Genomic DNA, 22456 nt, shown 5'->3' with positions numbered 1-22456 from the left:
CCGCATGTGGTGGTGCCGCCGTACTGGCCGGCGATGGCGAGTGAGGCGTTGCACTACATCCGTCAGGAGGGGTACGACGGTGTGGTGGCGAAGCGGTTGACCAGTACGTACCTTCCGGGTCGCCGCAGCCGTGACTGGATCAAGGTCAAGAACCTCCACGCCGACGACTCCTGACCCCCACCCGGGCCGCCGCGACCGGTGACCGCCGGGCCCGGGGCGCCCCACACACCTCCCGGGCCCGGCCCGTCCGCGGTCACCGCCGACGGGTGATCGTCTTGTGCTCGACGTAGCCGGTCAGGCCCACCGACCCGTACTCGCGGCCGACGCCGCTGGCCTTGTAGCCGCCGAACGGGCCGTCGAAGCTCATCGGGGAGCCGTTCAGGGTGACGGTCCCGGTGCGCAGCCGGCGGGCGACCGCCAGCGCACGCTCGGGGCTCGTGGTCCAGACGCCCCCCGACAGGCCGTAGTCGGAGTCGTTGGCGATCCGCACCGCGTCGTCCTCGTCGTCGTAGGCGATCACGACCAGCACGGGGCCGAAGATTTCCTCCCGGGCGATCCGCATGCCGTTGTCGACGTCGGCGAAGACGGTGGGAGTGACGTAGTTGCCCGCCTCCAGCCCGCGCGGCACCTCGGGGCCGCCGGTCACCAGGCGGGCGCCCTCCTCGATGCCCAGCTTGATGTAGTCGATCACGCGCTGCTGCTGGTCACGACGGATCATGGGGCCGATGAAGGTGTCCGGCTCGGAGGGGTCGCCGACCTTCAGCGACTCCACCATCTCCTTCAGGGCCGTGACGACCTCCTCGTAGCGGCTGCGCGGCGCCAGGATCCGGGTCTGCAGGATGCAGGCCTCGCCGTTGTTCGCCAGCGACCCGAAGCGCAGCCCCTGCATCACGGCGGGGAGGTCGGCGTCGTCGAGGATGACGGCCGCGGACTTGCCGCCCAGTTCGAGGCTGACCCGCTTGAGCTGCTCGCCGGCGATCGAGGCGATGCGCCGTCCGGCGCGGGTCGAGCCGGTGAAGGCGATCTTGTCGACGTCCGGGTGCGAGACGAGGTGCTCGCTGGTCTCCCGGTCCGCCGGGAGGACGCTGAGCACGCCCTCGGGCAGGCCCGCCTCGTGGAAGAGGTCCGCCAGCAGCATCATGCTCAGCGAGTTCTCCGGGGAGACCTTCAGCACCACGGTGTTGCCGGCCAGCAGGGCCGGGGTCAGTTTGGCCGTGGCCGCGGAGAAGGGCGAGTTCCACGGGATGACCGCGGCGACCACGCCGATCGCCTCGCGCCTGACCACGGTGTCGAAGTCCACCGAGGGGTCGGAGGGTTCGATGACCTCCTCCCAGCCGAGCTCGGCGGCGGCCTTGAGGTAGGCGTCGACCTGGCGGGTCAGGAACGGCTGACCGGCCCGGGTGAACCAGCCCGCCGAACCGTTCTCGGCGGATATGGCCGCGGCGATCTCGTCGGCACGGGCCTCGCGCAGCGCGTTGACCCGGCGGATCACCTCCTGCCGCTCCTTGGGGTCGGTGCGCGGCCACGGCCCGTTGTCGAAGGCCTCACGCGCCGCGGCGACGGCCGCGTCCACGTCCGCGTCGGCCGCCTGGGCCACCCGGCCGAGGACCGATTGGTCGTGGGGGGAGCGGATCTCGAGGATGAGGTCAGGGTCGCTGGGGGTCACCCAGGAGCCGCCGATGAAGAGCCTGTCGCGAAGGGTCATCAGTCACGTCTTCCAGTTGCGGGGGCAAGGCGAGGGCAAGGGCAAAGCCGGGGCGGAGTACGGGGGGCGGGGGGTCACGCGGAGCCGGAAGTGACCGGGTGGTCCGTGGAGCGGCTGAGGTGCGCCCACGTCCTGGCCTCCGTCAGACGTGCCTCCTCGGCGTCCAGCGCGATCTCCAGCGCGTCGCTGCCGAGCAGCAGGCGGCGCGGGGGCTCCTCGGCGCCGACGACGTCGACGATCGCCCGGGCCATGCGGGCCGGGTCGCCGGGCTCGTTGCCGCTGTAGGCCGCGAACCGCTCCTGCCACTGCCCGACGGTCTGCTCGTAGTCGGCGCCGATCGGGCCCGAGGTCAGCGCGGCGCCGGCGGCCCAGCCGGTGCGGATGCCGCCCGGCTCCACGATGGTCACCTTGATGCCGAGCGGGGCCACCTCGTTCGCCAGGACCTCGGAGAAGCCCGCGACCGCGAACTTGGCGGTCTGGTAGGCGCTGAGGCCGGGCGTGCCGCCGACCCTGCCGCCGATGGACGAGATCTGCACGAAGTGCCCGGTGCGCCGGCCGCGCAGGACCGGCAGCGCCGCCCGCGTCACGTTGACGACCCCGAAGAGGTTCGCCTCGATCTGGGCCCGGAACTCGTCCTCCGGGAAGTCCTCCACCGAGCCGTTGGTCGCGTAGCCCGCGTTGTTGACCACGACGTCGAGGCCGCCGAAGCGCTCGACCACCGACGCGACCACGCGCCGGGCCTCCGCGGGCGAGGTGACGTCCAGCGCGAGGCTCTGGAACCGCTCGGGGTGCGCCGCCGCCAGTTCCGCGAGCGCCTCTGGCTTGCGCGAGGTCACCGCGACCCGGTCGCCCGCCTCCAGCGCCGCGACCGCGAGGGCCTTCCCGAGGCCCTGGGAACCACCGGTGATCAGCCATGTACGTGCCATGGGACGTTCCTCCTGTCCTGCGACGAGCGCTCTCGGGCCGGGGGGACGGATCCGAGGTCACTGTCGAAGCTCTTCGAATAACTGCAACACCAATGTAGCACTATGTGGGCCCGATGCAGCGGGCGTGATGGTGATGTGCGTCTAACTGCGACTCGCTGTTACCATGACGCCATCATGAGAGCCGATGCCGCACGTAACCTCGCCGTGGTCCTGCGCACCGGGGCCCGGCTGCTGGCCGAGGACCCCGGCACGTCGATGTCGGCCATCGCCAGCGCGGCGGGGGTGGACCGGACGACCGTCCACCGCCGCTTCGCCACGCGCGAAGCCCTGCTCAACGCCGTCTTCCATGCGAAACTCGACTCCGCCGAGCGCGTCCTCGACGAGGCGCGGCTCATGGAGGCGCCCGTGGGTGTGGCCCTCCACCGCTACGTGGAGGGGATCGTCCCCGTCAGCCGTGAGTGGCCCGTCGACACGCGCCGCATGATGCGGCAGGATCCGGAGGCCGACCGCCGGCGTGCGGAGCAGAGTGCGCGGCTGGACGCCTTCCTGCGGCGCGCCGCGGACGAGGGCCATCTGCGCCCCGACGCCTCCCCGGAGTGGGTGAGGGCGGTCCTCGACCAACTGGTGGACACCGTCGCCCACCGCTTTCCCGACGTGGAGCCCCCGCGGGCTGCCGACCTCGTGGTGGAGACGTTCCTCAACGGCTTCGGCCGCTCCTGATCCTCCGGGCGGCCGGAAACGCGGAGGTCACAGTCCGAGGGCGATGGCGGTGCGGGTGAGTTCGGCGGTGCTGTAGATGCCGAGCTTGGCGCGGATGCGGCGGAGGTAGGCGTCGACGGTGTGCTTGGACAGTCCCATGTGGCGGGCGGTCTGGAGGTAGGTGCGGCCCGCGGCGATGTGGCGGAGGGTCTCGCGTTCGCGGGGGGCGAGTTCGGGGACGTCGCCGCCGGTCCCGGCGGTGTCGGCGTCGGGGCTGGTGTCGGCCTGGGGCGTGGTGGGTGCGGAGCTCATGGTGGTGTCCTTCGGCGGTTCGGCGGCTGCGGTCCCTGCTCACGCCCTCGGTAGCAGGAGATGGATGTCCGATTGGGGCGTTTTGCCCTCTATGAACCACCTTCGCGCTGCGACGTCATGACCCCGTCCGCCGACTGTCACAGACGTGTCACACCATGCCCCATGAGGCCGGCCCGGGCGGCCACCTACCCACCGACACCGCCGCCCACGGGGGGAGTTGGAGGGCCGGTCAGTCGAGGGGCGGAACGGCGTCCACGTCGAACGGCTCCGGGAGCGGCACGCCGGCGTCGGGATCCGGCAGCTGCTGCGCCGTCCAGATGCACTTGCCGTTCGGGGTGTAGCGGGTGCCCCACCGCTGGGACAGGGAGGCGACGAGCTGGAGGCCCCGGCCCCCTTCGTCCGTCTCGGAGGCGTGGCGGATGCGGGGCATCGTCAGGCTGTCGTCGGAGACCTCGCAGACCAGGTCGATGTCCCGCAGCAGCCGTAGCGTCATCGGGCCCTTCCCGTGGCGGACGACGTTCCCCACCAGCTCACTGGCGAGCAGCTCCGTCGTCGGCGTCAGCTCCTCCAGACCCCACGCGGACAACTGCTCCCGCACGTGCCCGCGGGCCATCCCCGCCGCCCGCGGGTCCTCGGGGAGCGGCCAGCAGGCGATCCGCTCGGGGTCGAGCGCGTGGACGCGGGCGACGAGGAGCGCGATGTCGTCGCTTGTGGTCCGCCCGACCGGGAGCAGCCTGGAAATGAGGGCGTCGCAGAGCGCCCCCAGGTCCTCGGCGTCCGCGTCGGCCAGCAGGCGCGCCAGATCGCCCAGGCCCTCGTCGATCTCGCGCTCGGAGGACTCGACCAGCCCGTCGGTGAACAGCACGAGCAGGCTCTCCCGGGGGACCTGCAGCTCGACGCTCTCGAACGGCTGCTCCGCGGCCCCCAGGGGCGGGTTCGGCGCCGCCTTCGGGAAGCGCACGGTCCCGTCCGGATGGACGACCGCGGGCGGGGGGTGCCCGGCGCGTGTGACCGAACAGGTGCCGGTGGTCGAGTCGTAGAGCACGTAGAGACAGGTGGCGTAGGAGTCCGCGCCGAGTCCGCCGACGATGTCGTTGAGGTGCCCCATGATCTCGTCGGGGGGCAGTTCGAGACCGGCCAGCGTGTGGACGGCCGTGCGCAGGCGTCCCATGGTGACCGCCTCGGACAGGCCGTGGCCCATCACGTCGCCGATGACGAAGGCGACCCGGCCGGCGGACAGCGGGATCACGTCGTACCAGTCGCCGCCGACGTCCGCGCCCTGCTCGGTCGGCAGGTAGCGGGCGGCGAGGGTGCACGACGGCAGCGCGGGCAGCTCCTGGGGGAGCAGCGCGCTCTGCAGTTCCCGGGAACGGGTGTGTTCGGCGTCGTACAGGCGCGCGCGTTCCAGGGCGTGGGCCACCAGGGCGCTGATGGCGCTCAGCAGGGTGCGCTCCTCGTCCGTCAGGCGCCGCGGCTGGTCGAAGGCGACCACGCAGACGCCGAAGGTGAGCCCGGAGGCGGTCAGCGGCAGGAAGGCCCAGGACCCCTTCCCGGTCAGGTGCGGGCGGTCGGCCATGGCCGGGTACCGCGCCGCGTACTCCTCGGCGGAGGAGACGAACACCGGTCCACTGGTCGAGATGGCGTCCCACACCGGGTCCTTGGCACCCCGGGGGCGGCCTTGGAGGTTGTCGAGGAAGGCCTGCGGGTAGCCGACGGACCCCACGTTGTAGGCCCTGCCGTCCTCGAGCGCCTGCACCAGCAGCCCGGTGGCGCCGAACGGCGGCAGGACGCGCTGGGCGACGGCGTCCACCACGTCGCGCGAGGTCGTCGCCTTGGCGAGGGCCGCGGTCAGTTCGGCGATCCGGGTCGCGCGTTCGCCCGCCGCGCGCTCGGCGGCGGCGCGCTCGGCTTCGTGCCTGCGCCGGTCGGTGACGTCGGTGAAGTAGAGCGTCACCCCGTCGGGCAGCGGGACCAGCCGGACCTGGTAGCAGGAGCCCGTGTCCGGCATCCGTACGTCGAAGCTCGTGGGCGCCGCCTTGGCCGCGGCCTCCCGGCAGCGCGACTCCAGGCCGGGGATCTGCCGCAGCGACGGCAGCGTCCAGAGCACCCGGCCGAACAGCTCCTCCTCGGAGGAGCCGAGCACGTCCTCGGCCTCCAGGTTGACGAAGGTGATGCGCCATTCCTCGTCCGCGGAGAGGAAGCCGTCGCTCATGTACCGCAGGGCGCGGCTCAGCGCGTCACGCGCGGACCGCGACTCGTTGCTCTCCCACGCCGTGCCGATCATCCGGTACGGCTCGCCCCTGTCGTCCAGGACCACCTTGGCGCGGGTCTCGGTCCAGCCGTAGCTCCCGTCGGGGCGGCGCACCCGGTACTCGGCCTCGAACACACCCCGGTCCCGGATCGCCCTCTCGGCGGTGGCGAGCGTCCACCGCAGGTCGTCGGGGTGGACGACCTTCATCCAGCTCTCGACCCGGGGCACGAACTCGGAGGGGTCGGTCCCGTAGACGGCCATGGCCGCGTCGTCCCAGGCGAGTTCGCCGGTGCGGATGTTCCAGTCCCACGTGCCCACCTCGACGGCCTTCAGCGCCTGCCGCAGCCGGCTGCCGCTGGGTTCCTCGTGCGTGGGGCGGGTCGGGGGCGGCGCCTGGTCCACGCGTTCCTGGGCCCAGGCGGTCACCGCCTCGAGGAACCGCCACTGCTCCTCGGTGGGCTCCCCGGCCGAGCCGGTGACGACGGTCAGTGACCCCACCGAACTCACCCCGTCGGACAGGGCCACGGAGGCCAGCCCGGTGCCGGGCCATCCCTTCGCCGTCCCGGGCCGTCCTGCGTCGGCCGATCCGTCGGCCGCCCACACGCGGCCGTGCCGGCGTACGGCGCGCGCCGGGACCGCCGGGCTCTCCTGGTCGATGATCTCCCAGGGGCGTACGTACCCCGGTGACAGCCCGACCGTGGACACCAGGCGCAGCGCCGACATCGGCCCGCACAGGTGGACCGCGCCGCCCAGCCCGTCCAGCTCGGCGACCGCGTGCTGCAGCGCGAGCCGGAGCACCTCGCCCTCACCGATGCCCTTCTCCACATCGGCGAGGAGCGCCAATCGGTCGTTCACGATGTAAATGTACATTTATGGAGCAAAGCTGGCAGGCGAGGCAGGCCTTACTCCGTGGTGGTCCGGTTCCGCTTGGGCTCCCCGGGGCCGCCGGGGCGCGGGGCGTGGCCCGGGGCCTCCTGGACGTGCAGGAGGAAGAGGGCGTTCAGCACGTCGTCCGGCATGCCGGCGAGGAGGGCCTCCGGTGTCGTGGCCATCGCGTGCGCGAGGTCGTCGACCAGGTGCGCCAGACCGTCGATGCCGGACTCCAGCGGGCCGGAGGCGGCGTCGGGGCCGGCGGGGCCGTGGGGAACGGCGGCGTGGCGACGGGAGGTCGTCTGGTTGCTCATGGGCGTCTTCCGAACGGGGCGGGGGTGACCGCGGAGCGCGGCCGTGCGAAGTGTGCCGGACACGGCCAAGGTTGCGTCACCGCGGCCGCGCCGGCCACGGAACGCTGTTCCTATGCCTCCCGGTACCAGGCAGGGGCGGGGGAGCCGTGTCCCGCCCGGTGCGGGCAGGACACGGCCCGGGGTCAGGCGGCTGCGACGCGCTGCGCGACTTCCTTGCCCTTGGTGGTCGCGTCCTCCAGTGCCCGGGTCCACGAGGCCTCGGCCAGCGGGACGAGCTCGGCCATGGCGGGGTTCGAGGCCGCAGCGGTCAGTTCGGGGACGATGAAGTCCAGGTCCAGGCCCATGTACTCGCCGAGGATGGACCGCAGGTAGTTCTGCACGTACTCGGAGGACTCCCGCGGGGTGCCCGGAGCGTAGGAGCCGCCGCGGCTGGCGATGACGGTCACCGGCACGCCCTTCACGCTGGAGGTGTCACCGGTCGTGCGTCCGACCATGAGCACGTGGTCGATCCAGCTCTTGAGCGTCGACGGGATCGTGAAGTTGTACATCGGGGCGCCGAGGAGCACGGCGTCGGCCTTCTCCAGTTCCTCGATCAGGGCCAGACGGCCCGCGAAGGCCGCCGCCTGTTCGGGGGTGTGCGACGGGGCGTCGACGAAGGCGGCGGAGAAGCCGTGCACGTCGAGGTGGGGGAGCGGGTCCGCGGCGAGGTCGCGGTAGACCACGGTGCCGTCCGGGTGCTGCTCCTGCCATGCGTCGCGGAAGGTCAGCGCGACGGTGCGGGAGCGGGAGTCGGAGCCCGGGTGGAGGGAGGAGTCGAGGTGCAGCAGGGTTGCCATGTGAGTTCCAGGTGCGTCAGACGTGTGCGTGTCCCCGTGGGGCGGCTCCCCGGCGTCATGGCGCCGGTGAGCCCGGTGGCCCGCGTCGCCGGGGGGTGCGAGGTGCGGGTCCCACGGCTCCACCGTGATGCACCCTGGCCCCGCGGGCCAAAGAGGGGATTAGCCGCTAACTTTTGGTAAGTACCCGGCCATGGGGCGGTGAAGTGCCTTCGGTGGAAGGGGAGTCGAACCGCGAGTGCGGCGGCACGCCGAAGGCTCCCCGGTCCGGAGGAGTCAGGACGGGGAGCCTGGGCGGTTTTCCATGGAGGGGTGCCGGGGCGCGCGGTGTGCGCGGCGGACGCGCGGCCAACTCATCTCCGGGGCAGCGGAGTTGGTTGTTCCCTCTGGTGTCGATCCGGCGCAGGTGCAGGTGCAGGTGCAGGCGGGTTGGTGAGGTCTTGGGTGGGGCGGCGCCGGCTGTGTTCAGGCCTGGGCGGCCGTGTCGCCGGAGTCGGGGGCATCGAGCGGGCGGCGGTGGGCGCCCATGCCCCGGACGCCGATGGAGGTGATGCGCTCACCGGCGGGCCGGCCGCGGTGCCGTCCGGTACCGGAGGTGGTGGCCGGGGTCTGCAGGCGCCGTACCGCCACGAAGGCGTTGTTGAGCAGGCCGCCGGACTTCGTCGTCGGGATGGGCATGGTGGTCTCCGGGTCTTTCGGTGTGCCGCTGGCGGCACGGGTGGGGGAGGGGCGGGGGCCGGTGCCGGTGCCGGGCCGTGCGAGGACGGGGCGGCTCGGCACCGGCGTGGCTTCCTGCCTGTCGGCGCGGCGTGCGCGGCCCGGCGGGGTGCGCCGGATCCGGTCGCGCCTCAGCGGACGGGCCCGTGGCCGTGGGACTGCCAGACGGTCACCCAGTGACCGTGGGACCAGCGGGCCAGGCGGTGGCCGTCGTACCGGTAGAGCTTGCCGTCGTACCCGTACCAGTACTGCACCTGGTGGTGGCCGTAGTCGTAGTGGTGGCGGGTGATCTCGTCGTTCCAGCGCCGGTCGTCGTTCCCGGTGCGGTCGGCGTACCTGTCCCACGCCGTGCTGCTGACGCTCACGGCGTGCTGGTCCCCGGCGGGCCGGGGGGCGGCGGAGGCGGAGCCCGTGGCTCCGAGCAGGGCGGTGCCGGCGAGTGCCACCGAGGCGGTGGAGGTGGCGATGATGCGCGTCCACTTGTTCATGACTGGTGTCTCCTAGCTGTGCCCCGGTGTGCGGGGCGTCGGACGACGGTCCGGCCGGGTGGGCCGGTCCCCGTCGTGCGGGGGCGATTCCGTGGTGCCGCCGGGGCGGGGCGCCTGGTTCGCAGGTGCTGGTTCCGCGAGGCCGGCGTCGCTGTGGATCGCTGGTGAATGGAACCTAACAGATGATTGAGGAGGGTCAATCATTTATGGGATGTGACCATCGCCTCGCGCAAGGAATCGGGAGAAGTGGAATAACGGGGCACGAACGACCGCTGGGAGCGACCTCGTCCGTGGGGGTCGTGGTGGGGTCGTGGTCGCGAAATCGTTGAAGGTCATGGATTACCCATCGATCACGATGGTTGGTGGCGCGCTATCATGCAGGCATGGCAGTGAACGAGATCGCGGTTGAGGGTGCTGCCGGCGGCGACCCGCTGGAGCAGCTCGGTTTCCTGCTGGCCCGGCACGGCGCCATCGCGAACGGCCGCGTCCAGCGCGCCTTCGCCTCCTGCGGCCTGGCGCCGCGGGCCGGAGCCACGCTGATGCTGCTCGGCGGGTGCGGATCCATGGGGCAGCAGGGTCTCGTCGCGGCGCTCGAGGTGGATCCCAGCATCATGGTCGCGATCCTCAACGACCTCGAGTCCGCGGAGCTCGTCGAGCGCCGTCGCGACCCGTCCGACCGCCGTCGGCACATCGTCGCCATCACGGACCGGGGGCGGGGCGTGCTGGCCGAGGCCCAGGCGGCGGTGGAAGAGGTCGAGCGGGGGCTCTTCGGGGACTTGTCCCCGGAGGAGGTCACGGCGCTCCGCGGTCTCCTGGCCCGGGTGCGCACCTCGCCGGGCGACGAGCTCTGCGCCGAGGAGTGACCCGTGGGCCCGGCCGGCGCCTGTCCGTGCACGGGGACGGGAACAGCACCCCCGGTGGCCGGAGGTGCTGGTGGTTTCGGGTCGGCGGGACGGACGCGACGCTCAGTCGAAGATCACGCCGTTGTTGACGGTGCCGTTGTTGATGTTGGTGGAGTTGTTGTCACCGACGACGATGATGATGCTGCCGTTGCCATTGGCGTTCGGGCGGTTGCCGCCCTGGTTCCAGCCGCCGCGACCCCAGCCATCGTCGTCGTGGCCCCGGCCTCCGCCGTGACCGCCACCCCGGCCGGACTCCTTCGCGGTGGCCGCGTGCGCCTCGGCCGGCGCGGTGGCGGCGAACGCGGTGGTGGGGAGCAGCGCCCCTCCCGCGGCCAGGGTGGCCACGGCGGTGAGGGTGACGAGGCGCTTCGTGCGGAGGGTGGGGGTCATGGTCGTCGTCCTTCGTGAGCGGGTGTGGAGGGGGTTCCGGTGGTGGTCCGGTGGGCCGCCCCTGGGGGGTGGAACCCGATGTCTCCAGTAAGCCGGGTACGGCCTCCGGCGTCATGTCGCTGCAATTCGGGACTTGACAGGAATTTTCGGCTCGGGATATAAGCTGCACGCCCGGTCCGCTCTCAGCCCGTGACCATCCCGGCGACCAGGTTGATGGTCGTGGCCAGGATGCTGGTGCCGAAGACGTACGACAGCAGCGAGTGCCGCAGCACCGTCGCACGGATCGCCGGGCTCGAGACGTCCGTGTCGGAGACCTGGTAGGTCATGCCCAGGTTGTAGCTGAAGTAGAAGAAGTCCCGGTACGTCGGCGGGTGCGGGGAGTTGAAGTCGATCCCGCCCGCCGCGGCCGCATAGTAGAGGTACCCGTAGCGCGCGGCGTACATCAGGTGGAGCGCCGCCCAGGCCATGAACACCCCGCCCAGCGCGGTCGCCGCCGCGGCGTGATCCTTGTCGGTGCCACCGCGCAGGAGCAGGACGACGATGGCCAGCAGCCCGCACAGGGCCGCGGCGACGACGACCAGCTCCTCGACGACGGGCCGGAAGTCCTCCCGCCGGGCGTTGCGGTGGGTGGCGGTCGCGTCCATCGGCCACAGCACGAGCCAGCCCGTCACGACGAAGACCGTCTCCGTCGCCGCGATCCCGGCGAGGACGCCCAGCGACGCGTCGGTCAGGACACCGACGACCACGCCGGTCACCGCGCCGACGACGATCGCGCCTGACAGCCGGGGGACCGCGGAGAGCGGCGAACTGGTCCTCATGCCGCATCACGCTACAACCCGGCGTCCGCGGCCCGTGGCAGCGGCACTTGGGATCGCCCGGAGGGTGCAGCGGCGCCCCGGCCCGTGGGCACGGGCCGGGGCGCCCGCCCTCAGCCGAACTGGCCGGGCCGGTAGTCGCCCGCGGGTTGGCGGTTGATGACGTTGACCCGGTTGTAGGCGTTGATGACGGCGATGAGGCCGATCAGGGCGACGAGCTGGTCCTCGTCGTAGTGCTTGGCGGCGTTCGCCCAGACCTCGTCCGTGACGCCCCCGGCGGCGTCCGCGATGCGCGTGCCCTGCTCGGTGAGTTCGAGGGCGGCGCGCTCGGCCTCGGAGAAGACCGTGGCCTCGCGCCAGGTGGCGACGAGGTTCAGGCGCACCGAGGTCTCACCGGCCGCGGCGGCCTCCTTGGTGTGCATGTCGGCGCAGAAGGCACAGCCGTTGATCTGACTGGCGCGGATCTTCACCAGCTCCTGCGTCGCGGTCGGCAGCCCCGACTCTGCGGGCACCTTGCCCGCCGAGTTGAGGTGCTTGAAGAACCTGAGCGCGAGGTCGTTGCCGAACAGGTTCACGCGGGCTTCCATGATGGGCTCCTCTTGCGTGGTGACGGATACGCAGCCATGACGGACGGGCCGGTGGAAACGTGACGCGGGCACGGATGTGACGTGGGTCCCACCGCGGGTAGCGTCGCCCCCATGGCTGACGAGGAATTCCGGGACCCGCGGCTCGCCGCGCTGTACGACGCCCTCGACGACCCCGGTCGCGGCGACCTCGACGCGTACACCGCGTTGGTGCGGGAGTACGACGCGCACCGGGTCCTGGACATCGGCTGCGGAACGGGGGTGTTCGCCCTGCGCCTGGCCGGCCTCGGCATCGAGGTCGTCGCCGTCGACCCGGCTGGGGCGGCCCTCGACGTCGCCCGGGCCAAGCCGGGGGGTGGGCGGGTCCGGTGGATCCGCGGTGACGCGACGGCGCTACCGCCGCTGCGCGTGGACCTGGCGACGATGACGGCCAACGTCGCCCAGGCGATCGACGACCCCGCGGCGTGGCGGGACACCCTGCGGGGGGCGTACGAGGCGCTGCGGCCGGGCGGCCGCCTGGTGTTCGAGACCCGGGACCCGGCGAAGCGCGCATGGGAGGGCTGGAACCGCGAGGCCTCGCACCGGGTGGTGGACGTGCCGGGCACAGGACCGGTCGAGCACTGGGTCGACCTGCTCGACGTCAGCGGGCCGCTGGTGACGTTCCGTTGGACCTACGTCCTGGCCGCCGGCCGGGAGGTGCTGACCTCGACCTCCACCCTCCGGTTCCGGGAGCGGGAGGAGGTCGAGGCGGCGCTCACCGCGCAGGGGTACGACCTCGACGAGGTGCGGGACGCCCCGGACCGGCCCGGCCGGGAGTTCGTCTTCCTCGCGCGCCGTCCGGAGGCGTGACCGGCCGGGCTCGCACGGGCCCGATGCGTACGGGCCCGCCCCGTACGGCCGCCGGCGGACCGGCGGCCGTACGGGGGAGGGCGTCGCGGAGGATCAGCGCTGCCCGAAGACCTTCCTGCCGGAACCGAGGTCCAGGAAGACCGTCTCGCCGGTGGCGTCGGCCAGGGCGTCGTTGTCGGTCACGGCGTAGACGTGGCCGTCACCGCCCACGGTGAGCCCCTCGAGCTTCTCCTGGGTCCACCCGTTCGTCGACCGGAGGTCGGGCAGCACGTCGTGGGCGAGCTTCTTGGGCAGCACCTGGAGCGGGCCCGACGCGGCGGCGGACTTCGGCATGTCGACCGTGTACACCCGCTTGAGCTTCGCGGCCGGGCCGTTCAGCTTGTCCCGCTCGATTAGGGCGAGCTTGTCGCCGACCGCCGTGATCTCGGACAGGCCGATCCAGTCGCCCGGGGTGTCCGTGGTGCCGATCCGGTAGCCGAACCAGCTCCAGGTGCCCGACTGGACGTCGTAGCGGCCGATCCGGACGACCCCGGCAGGGTCGCCCTTGACCTCGCGCTGCAGTGTGGCCCACACGACCTCGCGGCCGCCCCGGTCGGTGGTGGCGGTGACACCCTCGAAGCCCTGCTTCGCCAGGCCCGCGGCGACGTCCGCCGGGAGCGTGACGACCTGGCGGGTCACGCCGTCGCGGTCGAGCCGGACGAGCTTGTTGCCGTCGCCGGTCGCACCCTCGACGGCGAGCCAGAAGCCGCCCTGGGGACGGGCGTGGATGCCCTCGGCGTCGTAGCCGACCGGCTTGCCGTCGGCGCCCTTGACGGTCAGGGCCCGGGTGATGACCGCAGGCTTCCGCGAGGTGTCGATGGTCATGATCTTGGTGACGGAGTACGCCGCGTCGGTGACCGTGTACAGCTCGTGCGGCCGGCCGGGGACGGCGGACAGCGCGCCGAGCGCGCCCCAGCCGATCGGCGCGCCGGTGGAGTCCGAGGCCGAGACGATGCCGGGGAAGGACGGGGTGCCCTTGCTCAGCTGGAACAGGCTCACCGAGGCCCGCACGTTGACCGAGGCGTCGTCCTCCTCGCTGGAGACCGCGAGCAGGTCGCGCGACGGGATCGGCAGCAGTCCCTCGGGGCCGTTGGTGGTGGCCAGCATCTGGCGGAAGACCGGGGCGGTCGGCCGGCTGACGTCGTAGACGGCGACGAAGTTGCTGCGCTCGGAGCCGACGAAGGCGTACCGCACGCCGTGGAAGGAGGCGACGACCACGCCCTCCGGCTCGGTGCCCTTCTTGCCCGCGCGGTCCTCGTTGTGCAGGCCGTAGCGGACGGCGAGGCGCTCGAAGCTGTTGCCCGCGTCCCACACGACCTTGCCGGTGCGGCTGTCGAAGACGGTCCAGCCGCGCGTGCCGCCCTTCCAGTCGCCCTCGTTGGCGGTGGCGAAGTAGCGGTCGTCGATCCAGTTGACGGCGTCGGGCTCGCGCCGCACGTCGGTGATCGAGCCGGTCTGGTCGATGACGCCGTCCTTGACGGTGTCGATGCCGTGCACGGTGGCCGTGCCGGCGCTGAAGGCCTTGGTGATGCGGCCCGTCGGCAGGTCCACCAGGACGAGCCCGTTGTTCTCCTGCAGCGTCACGACCAGCTGGTTGCGGCCGTTGACGGCGACGTACTCCGGCTCCGGGTCGGTGGGCTCCACGATCCCGGCGGCGGTCAGCACGGGCAGCGCGCCGCCGTCGGGCCGGGTCAGCGGTACGGGCCGGGTGCGCCAGTGCTGCGGCGAGCTGCCCTTGAGGTCGACGATCTGCACGAAGCCGGCCGGGGCCTGGGGCAGGTCGCCCTCCTCGCCGCCGGGCGGGGTCGCCTCCTCGTCGCGCTCGTTCTCGATCGCGATTGCGGCGTACCGCTTGTCCTTGGTGATGGCGATGGAGTCCGGCTGGCCGCCCAGGTCGATGCTGGTGACCCGCTTGCGGTCGCGCAGGGATATGACGTCGAGACGTCCGGAGGGGGTGGAGTAGCCGCTGCTGGTGTTGACCACGACCAGCACGTACCGGCCGACCACGGCCACGGAGGTGGGCTCGTCCTCGGCGTCGCCGAGCCCGGCCAGCGACAGGGTGCCGAGGCCGCGCGGGCTGCCCGGCCTGCTGATGTCGAGGAAGCCGATCCGGCGCGCCAGGGCGTCGGTGTAGACCAGGGTGCGGCCGTCCTCGCTGACCGCCGAGATCTCGGCGACGGTCGCCGTTGCCGGGTCCTCGCCCGCCGGGCGGTTCTGGAAGACCGGGTAGGTGGCGGTGCGCTGGAAGGCCGGCGTCACGTGCGGGTGGTGGGCACTCGCGGGGCTCGCGGCCACCAGCGTGCCGGCAGCGACAGCCGCGGTCGTGAGCGCGGCGTAGGTTCTCTTGGGGAGCATCGTCTCTCCGTTGCGCTACGGTCGGAATGCCGATCATCTCGCCGCCGGACCAGCGTAATCGGGCGCGCAGATGAACAAACGACGAAGATCGTCCGGACGTAGTGACCGGATCGCCCCGGTCCGTACGGGTGCGGGTGCGGGGCCGGCCCCGATGCGGCGCGATCCGCACGGTGATGACGTACCGTCAGGTCCGGCCGCGCGCCGGTGCGGTGGGAGCCGCGGCGGCGGTGGCACGCGGTGACATCGGCCGGAGAACGGGACCGGCTCGCATCGTACGGCGGACCGGTCCTCCGTTCCGGGCGTGGCGTCCGATGCCGCGCGAGAGGGCGTGAAGCTGTCCGGGAGGCGGTCTGGCCTGGTCCGTGGCGCTGTGCTTCCCTGGGAGGGACACTTCAGCAGTCAGCACGGGGGAGCCGGCGGTGACACCCGAGGGCTCCAGCCACGTCCGATCACGCACGCGTCGGCAGGGTCGAGCCACCGTGGGCGGCAAGGGGTACCGGGGGCATTGGTCGATGGAAACGGCACCACGTGACGCGCACGGCGATGTCATGCACCTGCGCATCGAGCCGGAGCGCCTCCGCGCGCTCCCACCGTGCGCACTGGTGGAATCGCTGCTCCGCGTCGCGGAGGACCGGTCGGAGCACGTTCCCGACCCGCACAACGGATTCGATTCCTCGTTGTGACCCCGGGACGGGGGTGAGGGCCCGGCGGGAGGTCGGTGATGGAGGGGACGCGGCCCATCCACGAGTTCGTGGTGAAGGTGCACGGCCTGTGCAACCTCGCCTGCTCGTACTGCTACGTCTACGAACTCCGCGACAGCAGCTGGCAGCGCAAGCCCGCCGTGCTCTCGCGTGCCCTCGCCGAGCGCCTGGCCACACGGATAGCCGAGCACGCCGGGCGTCACCGGCTGCCGTCCGTCCGGGTCGTCCTGCACGGCGGTGAGCCCCTGCTGGCGGGACGGCGACGGGTCGAGCACCTGCTGCAATCGGTGCGCGAGGCGGCGCACGGAATCACGTCCGTGGAATTTGCCGCACAGACCAACGGGACGCTGCTGAACCCTGGTTGGATGGACCTGTTCCGCCGCTACGGTGTGCGCGTGGGGGTGAGCCTCGACGGAGGCAGGGACGCCAGCGACCGCCACCGGCGCACACGTGGGGGGCAGAGCAGCCACGTTGCTGCCGAGAGGGGGATCGGGCTGTTGCGGCGCGCGGAGAACGCCGGCTTATACGGCGGCCTGCTGTGTACGGTCGACCTCGCCAATGAACCCCTCGGTGTCTACGAATCGCTGCTGAGCCACCGGCCCCCGGTCATCGACCTGCTGCTCCCGCACGCGACCTGGGAGTTCCCGCCACCGGGCCACGACCCCGCGACGGCCCCCTACGGCCGGTGGCTGCTCGCGGTCTTCGACCGCTGGTACGCGGCGCCGGTCCGCGAGACCCGGATCCGGCTGTTCGAGACGATCATGGATCTGGTGCTCGGCGGCAAGGCGACCGCCGAAGCCGTCGGGCTCGACCGCCCGCCGTTTGTGGTCGTCGACACCGATGGGTCGATCGAACAGCCGGACTCGCTCAAGGCGGCGTACGAAGGCGCCACCGCCATGGGCCTGGACATCGGCGCGGACGACTTCGACACCGCCGCCGACCATCCGCTGCTGCGGGAGCAGGGCCGCGGGCTGAGCTCCCTCTCCCCGGAGTGCCGGGCCTGCGGCGTGGTGCGGCTGTGCGGGGGCGGGCTGCGGGCGCACCGCTACCGCCCCTCGAGCGGGTTCGCCAATCCGAGCGTCTACTGCGCCGATCTCAAACTGCTGACCGAGCACATCAGGGACCGGGTGACCGCCGACGTCCGCGCTCTGATCGGAGGGGCGTCATGAGCGCCCCTCCACCGTCCGCCGGGATGGCCGAACGGTCCATGGCGGGTACCCGTCCGGATGAACCTCCGGCGCACCGCGCCGGTGGTCGCGCGCCCCGCAGCCCCCGCGGTCGGCCGGGCCGCCCGCCGGGTGTGTTCCCCTTGTCCCCGCAGCGCACGGGCACGCCGAGCAGGCTCCCCGACGGACGGTGCGGAAAGCCTGATCAGGAAGGGGTGACGGTCCCGATGCGCGCCCGTCTGCGGTGCCCGGATGTGGTATTTATCCGCTATTGCTCGAATAGTGATGCCTACGGCGAGCCGTTGGTCCCTATCGAGTCGTCCCCGCTGCCGCGCTCGTTGCGGGGCGTCCCGACACGCGCGACGGAGTCACCATGAGCCGGTTCTACATGAGCCATATCCGCGGGGTCGACGACGAGTGGACGGCGACCTTATTCCGGGACCTCCGCAACGCGGTCGCCGCCCGGACCGGTGAGTCGCCCGAGTCGGTCGGAGTGAGCGGCACACCCCGGTCACCCGAGGCCACGGTGGAGCGCATGCGCGGTGCGACCACCATGGTGGCGCTCTATACACCGGCGTATTTCGGCCAGTCCTACTGCGCCACCGAATGGTCCTACTTCGAACACCGGGCCGAGGTGCTGTGGTCCCGGACGGGACGCAGCGCGGACGCCATCATCCCGGTGGTCTGGGCGCCGGCCACCGAGCCGCTGCCGCCCGTCGTCCGGCGGAAGGGTCCGCTGACCGCCGACTCGGCCGCCTACGCCCGTGAAGGACTGCTCCACCTCCTGCGGCTGAAGGCCCGGTACGCCGAGGACTACCGGCTGGTGGTGGCGGCCCTCGCGGACCGGGTGGCGGCCGCCCTCGGGCAGCACCTCCCGGACGCCGCCGGTTTCGACGCGACCGGCAGGCGACAGGGTGCACCGCCGCTCCCGCCGTACCCGGGACACCAGACGGTGAGCTTCGTCGTGGCCGCAGCGGCCGCCGACGACCTGCCGGGCGAGCGGACCGCTCGCGAGTACTACGGCACCACGCCCGTCGACTGGTCCCCGTACGCACCCGGGCGGCCCGGTGAGCTGGCCTCCCTGCTCTGCGACACGGCGGCGGAACTGGACCTCGCCCCCGACGTCCTGGCGCTCGAGGAGAGCACCGTGGAACAGGTGGGCTCAGGACCGCGGCCGGAGGAACTGGTCGTCCTGCTGGTCGACGCCTGGGCGGCCAAGGCCGAGCGGCAGCAGCGCCTGCTGACCTCGCTCGACGCCGCCGTGCCCGAGGGCACGGCCGTGCTGGAACCGCGCAACCAGGACGACACCCAGTCGTGGCAGCACGCCGAGGATCTGGACGCCGCCCTCGACGAGGTGCTGCCCACGCTGCGCGGCCAGGCCACGGAACTGGAGCGCTGGGGACTGCCCGACGAGGAGAAGTTCACCGCCGCGCTCCGCAAGGCCCTGGTCCGCGCCCAGAACGACGCCATGAAGTCCGCACAGGTCGCTCAGCGCCTGCCCACGCCCACAGGTGGCCTCGACTCGTTCCCCCTGCTCGGAAGGTCTTCCTCATGACGCACGACTCGGGCGGTCCCGGCGCCCAGGGGCCCGGCACCGTAGTGACGTTCTACTCGTTCAAGGGCGGTACGGGCCGCACCATGGCCATGGCGAACGTCGCCTGGATCCTGGCCACGAACGGCAAACGGGTCCTGGTCATGGACTGGGACCTGGAGGCGCCGGGTCTGCACCGCTACTTCGCCCCCTTCCTGCGGGACCCCGAACTGAGCTCCACGCCGGGCGTGATCGACCTCGTCCGCGAATTCGAGCGGATGAGCCCGCACCTGACGGACGGCCTGCGGACGTACGCACGCGTCGACCGTCACGCGCACTCGCTGGAGTGCTCCTTCCCCGGCGGCGGCTTCATCGAGTTCGTCTCCTCGGGCCGCCGCACCCCGGAGTACTCCGAGAACGTCAACACCTACGACTGGCGCGGCTTCTACGAGAACCGGAACGGGAAGGCGTTCCTGCACGCCCTGCGCGAGGACATGCAGGCGGGCTACGACTACGCGCTGATCGACAGCCGTACGGGCTTCAGCGACACCTCGGGCATCACCACGCTCCTGCTGCCCGACGTCCTCGTGAACTGCTTCACCTTCAACGTCCAGTCCGTAGACGGCGGCGCGAACGTCGCGCGCGACGTCCGCAGGTTCGCCCCCCATGTGACGATCCTGCCGGTGCCGATGCGCGTCGACCCCGCCGAGCAGGACCGGCTGGACACCGCCCGGCAGCACGCGCGCAGCCGCTTCCAGGAGTTCCTCGACGAATCCGCGCACCCGGACCCGGACCGGTACTGGGGTGACATCGAGATCCCCTACCGCCCCTACTACGCCTACGAAGAGGTCCTGGCGACCCTGAAGGACCCGATCCGCAACCAGGGCACGCTGCTCGCCGCCTACGAACGCCTCACGTCCGTCATCACGCGCGGCGAGGTGACCGCGATCGGGCACATGGCGGAGGAACAGCGGGCGTCGCTGGTCAAGCGGTTCGACCGGGTGCCCGTGGCCGGCGCGGCCACCCCGCGGGTCCGCATCGACCACGCCCTGCGCGACCGGCTGTGGGCCGAGTGGATCGCCGACCAGCTCAAGGCGGCGGGCGTGGCGGTGACACTGCGCCCCAGCAGCGCCACCGCGCTGGCGCCCGTCCCCGCGACCGCCGCGGACACCGTCCTGGCGCTGCTGTCACCGGACTTCGTGAACACCAACGTCGCCGAGGAACTGGTCACCCTGGTCGAGGCCGCCGACCGTCGCGGCGACGGTCCGCGGATCCTCGGCCTGCGGACCCGCGAGTTCCAGACCCCGACGGCGCTGGCGAGCCTCCCCGGGTTCTCCCTGGTCGGCATGACGGCCGCGACGGCGCTGGAGCGGGTGACCGCGCTCATCGGGGTGCCGGCCCTCAACGAGCCCGTCGCGGGCCGCACCCGGTACCCGGGCGAAGCCCCCTCGACGTTCAAGGCCCCGCCCCGGTACAACCTGTTCACGGGCCGGGACCAGGAGCTCGACAAGTTCTGGGACGACCTCGGCCAGGACTCCCTGGACGACGTGCACACGCCGGCGGACCGGCTCTTCCTCTACGGGCTCGGCGGCATGGGCAAGACGCAGATCGCCCTGGAGTACGTCCACCGCTTCGGTGCCCAGTACGACCTGGTGCACTGGATCCCGGCGGAGCAGACCGACCTGATCCCGCAGAGCCTGGCGAACCTGGGCGTCCAGCTGGGCGTCCAGGGCGAGACCGCCGAGGACCTGGCCATGGCGACCCTGGCCGAGCTGGAGAGCGGCAGGCGGGGCAAGTGGCTGCTGGTCTACGACAATGCGGCGAACGACGAGGAGACCCGCCAGAGCGGCCGCCGGCTCGAGGACTACCTGCCCTCCAACGGGCCGGGGCACGTCATCATCACCGCACGTGAGTCCGACAGCGGCCCCGCCACCGTCGAAGTGGGCGTCTTCCGGCGGGCGGAGAGCGTCGCGCTGCTCCGGCGCCGCGTGGAGAACCTGACCCGTCAGGACGCGGACCGGATCGCCGAGGAACTCGGCGACCTGCCCATGGCCGTGGAACTCGCCGCGGCGTGGCTCCGGGAGACCGGGATGCCGGTGGACACCTACCTGGAACAGGTGCGCAGCCGCGTCGGTGAGGTGCTGAGCGCCGGCCCCGCGGGGGAGTTCGAGCGGCAGACCCAACTGCCCGCCGTCTGGCGGCTGTCCGTGGAGCGGCTGCGCGCGGAGCGGCCCGCGGCCGTCCGCCTGCTGGAACTGTGCTCGTTCTTCTCACCCGAGCCGATCGCGGACTCGCTGCTCTACAGCGACGGCATGCGGAACGAGCTGGCCCAGTCCGACTCCGCGCTCCGCGACCCGATGATCATGGGCTACCTCATCCGCGATCTGAGCAGGTACGCCCTCGCCCGCCTGGAGGGACGCTCGCTGCAGGTGCACCGGCTCCTGCAGGCCCTCGTCCGCGAGTGGATGGCGGTGGACCCCGACGCCCTGGCGCGTACCAGGAGCCAGGCCCACCTCGTGCTGGCCAGCGCGCTCCCCTCGCCCTCGCAGGGGGAGGACCACCCGGCGTCGCTCCAGCGTTTCGCGGAGCTCCGCCCGCACCTCGAGCCGTCCGGAGCCATCGAGAGCGTCGACCCGCAGGTCGGCGAGTGGGTGGTGAGCCAGGTCCGCAACCTGTGGCTGGTCAAGGACCACCTGGCGGCGATCGGTCTGGGGCGCCGGGCCCTGGACGCGTGGACCGCGAACCGTGGCGCCGACGACCCGCTCACCCTGCGCCTGGCGGCGCAGCTGGCCAACCCGCTCCGTTCGATGGGCCGTTACGCCGAGGCCTTCGAACTGGACTCGGACACCCTGCGCAGGCAGCGTGAGCACCCGGCGCTGGGTCTCGCCCACCCGCACACCCTCATCACCGCCCGCAACGTCGGCGCCGACCTGAACGGACTTGGCCGCTACGCGGAGGCCTGCGAGTCCGACGCGGACACCCTGGACCGGTACCGCCGGTCGGTGGGGAACGACCACCCGGACACGCTCCGCGCCATCAACAACTACGGCGTGTCGCTGAACCTCATCGGACGCCCCCGTGAGGCGCTGGCACTCGCCGAGGAGGCCTACCAGACGGCCCGTCAGGTGCTGGGGGTCAGGAGCCCCGCCTGCTCGCGCTACGCGCTCGGTGCCGCGCTGGACCGCCGCGAGATGGGCGACTACCAGGGCTCGCTCGAACTGCTGCTGGAGACCAGGCAGCACTACGTCGCCCTGTCCGGGGAGCACTCTCCCGAGGTGATGCGCACCGACGCCTCGCTCTCCGTGACCCGTCGCCGGCTCGGCGAGTTCCGGGCGGCGGAGGCCCTGTCCCGCACGACGTACGACCAGTACCGGCGCCGGTACGGCGATCGGCACCCGGAGACGCTGGCCTGCGCGGCGAACCTCAGTTGCGACCTGCTCGCGCTGGCCGGCACGCAGAGCGTCCCGTCCTTCGACGAGGGCCGGGAGATCGCCGAGCGCAACCATGCGAACTACCACACGACGCTGGGCGCCGAGCACCCGTTCACGCTCGCCGCGGCGACCAACCTGATCATCGCCCGCAGGCTGGGCGGAGAACCGCTGGCCGCCCTCGACCTGGGACGTCCGACGCTCGCCGCGCTCGAACGGCGCGTGAGCGGCGGGCATCCGGCGGCGGTCGCCTGCCGGGCCGACGTGGCGGGGGTCCTCGCCCAGCTGGAGCGGTACGACGAGGCGGTGGCGGAGGACGAGCGTGCGCACCGGGAGTTCCTGTCCCTCTTCGGCGACCGGCACCCCCGCGTGCTCTGCGGTGAGTACAACCTCGCGGTCGACCGGATGCGCCTCGGCGACCCCGGTGCGGAGGACCGCGTGCGGGAGATCACGCGCCGGTCCGCCGCCCGGTTCGGGGACACCCACCCCACGACCGTCGCCATGAGGGAACAGCGGCGCATCGACTTCGAGTTGGAGATGCCGCCGATCTGACCCGGCGGCCGGACCGCCGCCACGACGAG

The 22456-nt window shown here is 72.2% G+C and carries 19 protein-coding genes; 7 read left to right on the top strand and 12 right to left on the bottom strand.

Annotated elements, in window-relative coordinates; translation table 11 throughout:
* The first annotated feature begins 33 nt into the window (after positions 1-33).
* Complete coding sequence (locus tag ABZ312_RS16625; RefSeq protein WP_500323706.1) at positions 34-174, top strand: ATP-dependent DNA ligase; 141 nt, start codon at positions 34-36, stop codon at positions 172-174.
* Positions 175-253: 79 nt separating this feature from the next.
* On the opposite strand, the gene ABZ312_RS16620 is transcribed toward ABZ312_RS16625, so the two are convergent.
* Positions 254-1705, bottom strand: coding sequence for an aldehyde dehydrogenase (locus ABZ312_RS16620; protein ID WP_500323422.1), 1452 nt, complete (start codon positions 1703-1705; stop codon positions 254-256).
* Between the two features lie 74 nt (positions 1706-1779).
* Positions 1780-2631 carry an oxidoreductase gene (locus tag ABZ312_RS16615; protein WP_500323424.1) on the bottom strand — a complete coding sequence of 284 codons (852 nt, stop codon included), beginning with the start codon at positions 2629-2631 and terminating at the stop codon, positions 1780-1782.
* 174 nt (positions 2632-2805) lie between these two features.
* Here ABZ312_RS16615 and ABZ312_RS16610 point away from each other — a divergent pair, with 174 nt between their 5' ends.
* Positions 2806-3351 carry a TetR/AcrR family transcriptional regulator gene (locus ABZ312_RS16610; protein ID WP_500323425.1) on the top strand — a complete coding sequence of 182 codons (546 nt, stop codon included), beginning with the start codon at positions 2806-2808 and terminating at the stop codon, positions 3349-3351.
* A gap of 27 nt (positions 3352-3378) precedes the next feature.
* On the opposite strand, the gene ABZ312_RS16605 is transcribed toward ABZ312_RS16610, so the two are convergent.
* The 6 genes from ABZ312_RS16605 to ABZ312_RS16580 form a co-directional block, all read right to left on the bottom strand.
* Positions 3379-3642 (bottom strand): response regulator transcription factor, encoded by a 264-nt coding sequence (locus ABZ312_RS16605; RefSeq protein ID WP_500323426.1) that lies wholly within the window; start codon positions 3640-3642, stop codon positions 3379-3381.
* A 229-nt stretch (positions 3643-3871) separates the two neighbouring features.
* Positions 3872-6748 (bottom strand): SpoIIE family protein phosphatase, encoded by a 2877-nt coding sequence (locus ABZ312_RS16600; protein ID WP_500323427.1) that lies wholly within the window; start codon positions 6746-6748, stop codon positions 3872-3874.
* Between the two features lie 47 nt (positions 6749-6795).
* On the bottom strand, positions 6796-7077 hold the full coding sequence (locus tag ABZ312_RS16595) for a hypothetical protein (RefSeq protein ID WP_500437972.1): 282 nt from the start codon (positions 7075-7077) through the stop codon (positions 6796-6798).
* 182 nt (positions 7078-7259) lie between these two features.
* A complete protein-coding gene (locus tag ABZ312_RS16590; RefSeq protein ID WP_500323429.1) occupies positions 7260-7913 on the bottom strand; it encodes an FMN-dependent NADH-azoreductase in 654 nt (217 codons plus the stop codon).
* 462 nt (positions 7914-8375) lie between these two features.
* On the bottom strand, positions 8376-8588 hold the full coding sequence (locus ABZ312_RS16585) for a hypothetical protein (protein ID WP_500323430.1): 213 nt from the start codon (positions 8586-8588) through the stop codon (positions 8376-8378).
* 170 nt (positions 8589-8758) lie between these two features.
* On the bottom strand, positions 8759-9115 hold the full coding sequence (locus tag ABZ312_RS16580) for a hypothetical protein (RefSeq protein WP_500323432.1): 357 nt from the start codon (positions 9113-9115) through the stop codon (positions 8759-8761).
* A gap of 383 nt (positions 9116-9498) precedes the next feature.
* On the opposite strand from ABZ312_RS16580, the gene ABZ312_RS16575 reads away from it, so the two are divergent.
* A complete protein-coding gene (locus ABZ312_RS16575) occupies positions 9499-9978 on the top strand; it encodes a MarR family winged helix-turn-helix transcriptional regulator (protein ID WP_500323434.1) in 480 nt (159 codons plus the stop codon).
* 102 nt (positions 9979-10080) lie between these two features.
* On the opposite strand, the gene ABZ312_RS16570 is transcribed toward ABZ312_RS16575, so the two are convergent.
* From ABZ312_RS16570 to ABZ312_RS16560, 3 genes are all read right to left on the bottom strand, one after another.
* On the bottom strand, positions 10081-10407 hold the full coding sequence (locus ABZ312_RS16570; RefSeq protein ID WP_500437970.1) for a hypothetical protein: 327 nt from the start codon (positions 10405-10407) through the stop codon (positions 10081-10083).
* Positions 10408-10589: 182 nt separating this feature from the next.
* Positions 10590-11225, bottom strand: a complete 636-nt coding sequence (locus ABZ312_RS16565; protein WP_500323436.1) for a DUF1345 domain-containing protein — start codon at positions 11223-11225, stop codon at positions 10590-10592.
* 110 nt (positions 11226-11335) lie between these two features.
* The gene (locus ABZ312_RS16560) at positions 11336-11809 is read right to left on the bottom strand and encodes a carboxymuconolactone decarboxylase family protein (RefSeq protein ID WP_500323437.1); all 474 of its coding nucleotides are present in this window, start codon (positions 11807-11809) and stop codon (positions 11336-11338) included.
* Between the two features lie 111 nt (positions 11810-11920).
* On the opposite strand from ABZ312_RS16560, the gene ABZ312_RS16555 reads away from it, so the two are divergent.
* Positions 11921-12655, top strand: a complete 735-nt coding sequence (locus tag ABZ312_RS16555) for a class I SAM-dependent methyltransferase (RefSeq protein WP_500437969.1) — start codon at positions 11921-11923, stop codon at positions 12653-12655.
* A 93-nt stretch (positions 12656-12748) separates the two neighbouring features.
* Here the strand turns inward: ABZ312_RS16555 and ABZ312_RS16550 are convergent, their stop codons facing one another.
* Positions 12749-15049 carry an esterase-like activity of phytase family protein gene (locus ABZ312_RS16550; RefSeq protein WP_500437968.1) on the bottom strand — a complete coding sequence of 767 codons (2301 nt, stop codon included), beginning with the start codon at positions 15047-15049 and terminating at the stop codon, positions 12749-12751.
* Positions 15050-15770: 721 nt separating this feature from the next.
* Here ABZ312_RS16550 and ABZ312_RS16545 point away from each other — a divergent pair.
* From ABZ312_RS16545 to fxsT, 3 genes are all read left to right on the top strand, one after another.
* Complete coding sequence (locus tag ABZ312_RS16545) at positions 15771-16919, top strand: FxsB family cyclophane-forming radical SAM/SPASM peptide maturase (protein WP_500323441.1); 1149 nt, start codon at positions 15771-15773, stop codon at positions 16917-16919.
* A gap of 370 nt (positions 16920-17289) precedes the next feature.
* Positions 17290-18471, top strand: a complete 1182-nt coding sequence (fsxC, locus tag ABZ312_RS16540; protein ID WP_500323442.1) for an FxsC protein — start codon at positions 17290-17292, stop codon at positions 18469-18471.
* Positions 18468-22427, top strand: a complete 3960-nt coding sequence (gene fxsT / locus ABZ312_RS16535) for an FxSxx-COOH system tetratricopeptide repeat protein (protein WP_500437966.1) — start codon at positions 18468-18470, stop codon at positions 22425-22427. Before fsxC ends, fxsT begins: the two co-directional genes overlap by 4 nt.
* The last annotated feature ends 29 nt before the right edge of the window (positions 22428-22456 follow it).

Origin of the sequence: Streptomyces sp. NPDC006207 (genome assembly GCF_040613835.1) — a bacterium.
Lineage (GTDB): Bacteria > Actinomycetota > Actinomycetes > Streptomycetales > Streptomycetaceae > Actinacidiphila.
Note: the sequence above shows the minus strand (reverse complement) of the source record. Positions and strands in the feature narration are given on the sequence as shown.

Excerpts from the sequence above, each read along its gene's own strand:
- ABZ312_RS16625 (WP_500323706.1), top strand. The coding sequence starts at position 34 with ATGGCGAGTGAGGCGTTGCACTACATCCGTCAGGAGGGGTACGACGGT.
- ABZ312_RS16620 (WP_500323422.1), bottom strand. The coding sequence starts at position 1,705 with ATGACCCTTCGCGACAGGCTCTTCATCGGCGGCTCCTGGGTGACCCCC.
- ABZ312_RS16615 (WP_500323424.1), bottom strand. The coding sequence starts at position 2,631 with ATGGCACGTACATGGCTGATCACCGGTGGTTCCCAGGGCCTCGGGAAG.
- ABZ312_RS16610 (WP_500323425.1), top strand. The coding sequence starts at position 2,806 with ATGAGAGCCGATGCCGCACGTAACCTCGCCGTGGTCCTGCGCACCGGG.
- ABZ312_RS16605 (WP_500323426.1), bottom strand. The coding sequence starts at position 3,642 with ATGAGCTCCGCACCCACCACGCCCCAGGCCGACACCAGCCCCGACGCC.
- ABZ312_RS16595 (WP_500437972.1), bottom strand. The coding sequence starts at position 7,077 with ATGAGCAACCAGACGACCTCCCGTCGCCACGCCGCCGTTCCCCACGGC.
- ABZ312_RS16590 (WP_500323429.1), bottom strand. The coding sequence starts at position 7,913 with ATGGCAACCCTGCTGCACCTCGACTCCTCCCTCCACCCGGGCTCCGAC.
- ABZ312_RS16585 (WP_500323430.1), bottom strand. The coding sequence starts at position 8,588 with ATGCCCATCCCGACGACGAAGTCCGGCGGCCTGCTCAACAACGCCTTC.
- ABZ312_RS16580 (WP_500323432.1), bottom strand. The coding sequence starts at position 9,115 with ATGAACAAGTGGACGCGCATCATCGCCACCTCCACCGCCTCGGTGGCA.
- ABZ312_RS16575 (WP_500323434.1), top strand. The coding sequence starts at position 9,499 with ATGGCAGTGAACGAGATCGCGGTTGAGGGTGCTGCCGGCGGCGACCCG.
- ABZ312_RS16570 (WP_500437970.1), bottom strand. The coding sequence starts at position 10,407 with ATGACCCCCACCCTCCGCACGAAGCGCCTCGTCACCCTCACCGCCGTG.
- ABZ312_RS16565 (WP_500323436.1), bottom strand. The coding sequence starts at position 11,225 with ATGAGGACCAGTTCGCCGCTCTCCGCGGTCCCCCGGCTGTCAGGCGCG.
- ABZ312_RS16560 (WP_500323437.1), bottom strand. The coding sequence starts at position 11,809 with ATGGAAGCCCGCGTGAACCTGTTCGGCAACGACCTCGCGCTCAGGTTC.
- ABZ312_RS16555 (WP_500437969.1), top strand. The coding sequence starts at position 11,921 with ATGGCTGACGAGGAATTCCGGGACCCGCGGCTCGCCGCGCTGTACGAC.
- ABZ312_RS16550 (WP_500437968.1), bottom strand. The coding sequence starts at position 15,049 with ATGCTCCCCAAGAGAACCTACGCCGCGCTCACGACCGCGGCTGTCGCT.
- ABZ312_RS16545 (WP_500323441.1), top strand. The coding sequence starts at position 15,771 with ATGGAGGGGACGCGGCCCATCCACGAGTTCGTGGTGAAGGTGCACGGC.
- fsxC (WP_500323442.1), top strand. The coding sequence starts at position 17,290 with ATGAGCCGGTTCTACATGAGCCATATCCGCGGGGTCGACGACGAGTGG.
- fxsT (WP_500437966.1), top strand. The coding sequence starts at position 18,468 with ATGACGCACGACTCGGGCGGTCCCGGCGCCCAGGGGCCCGGCACCGTA.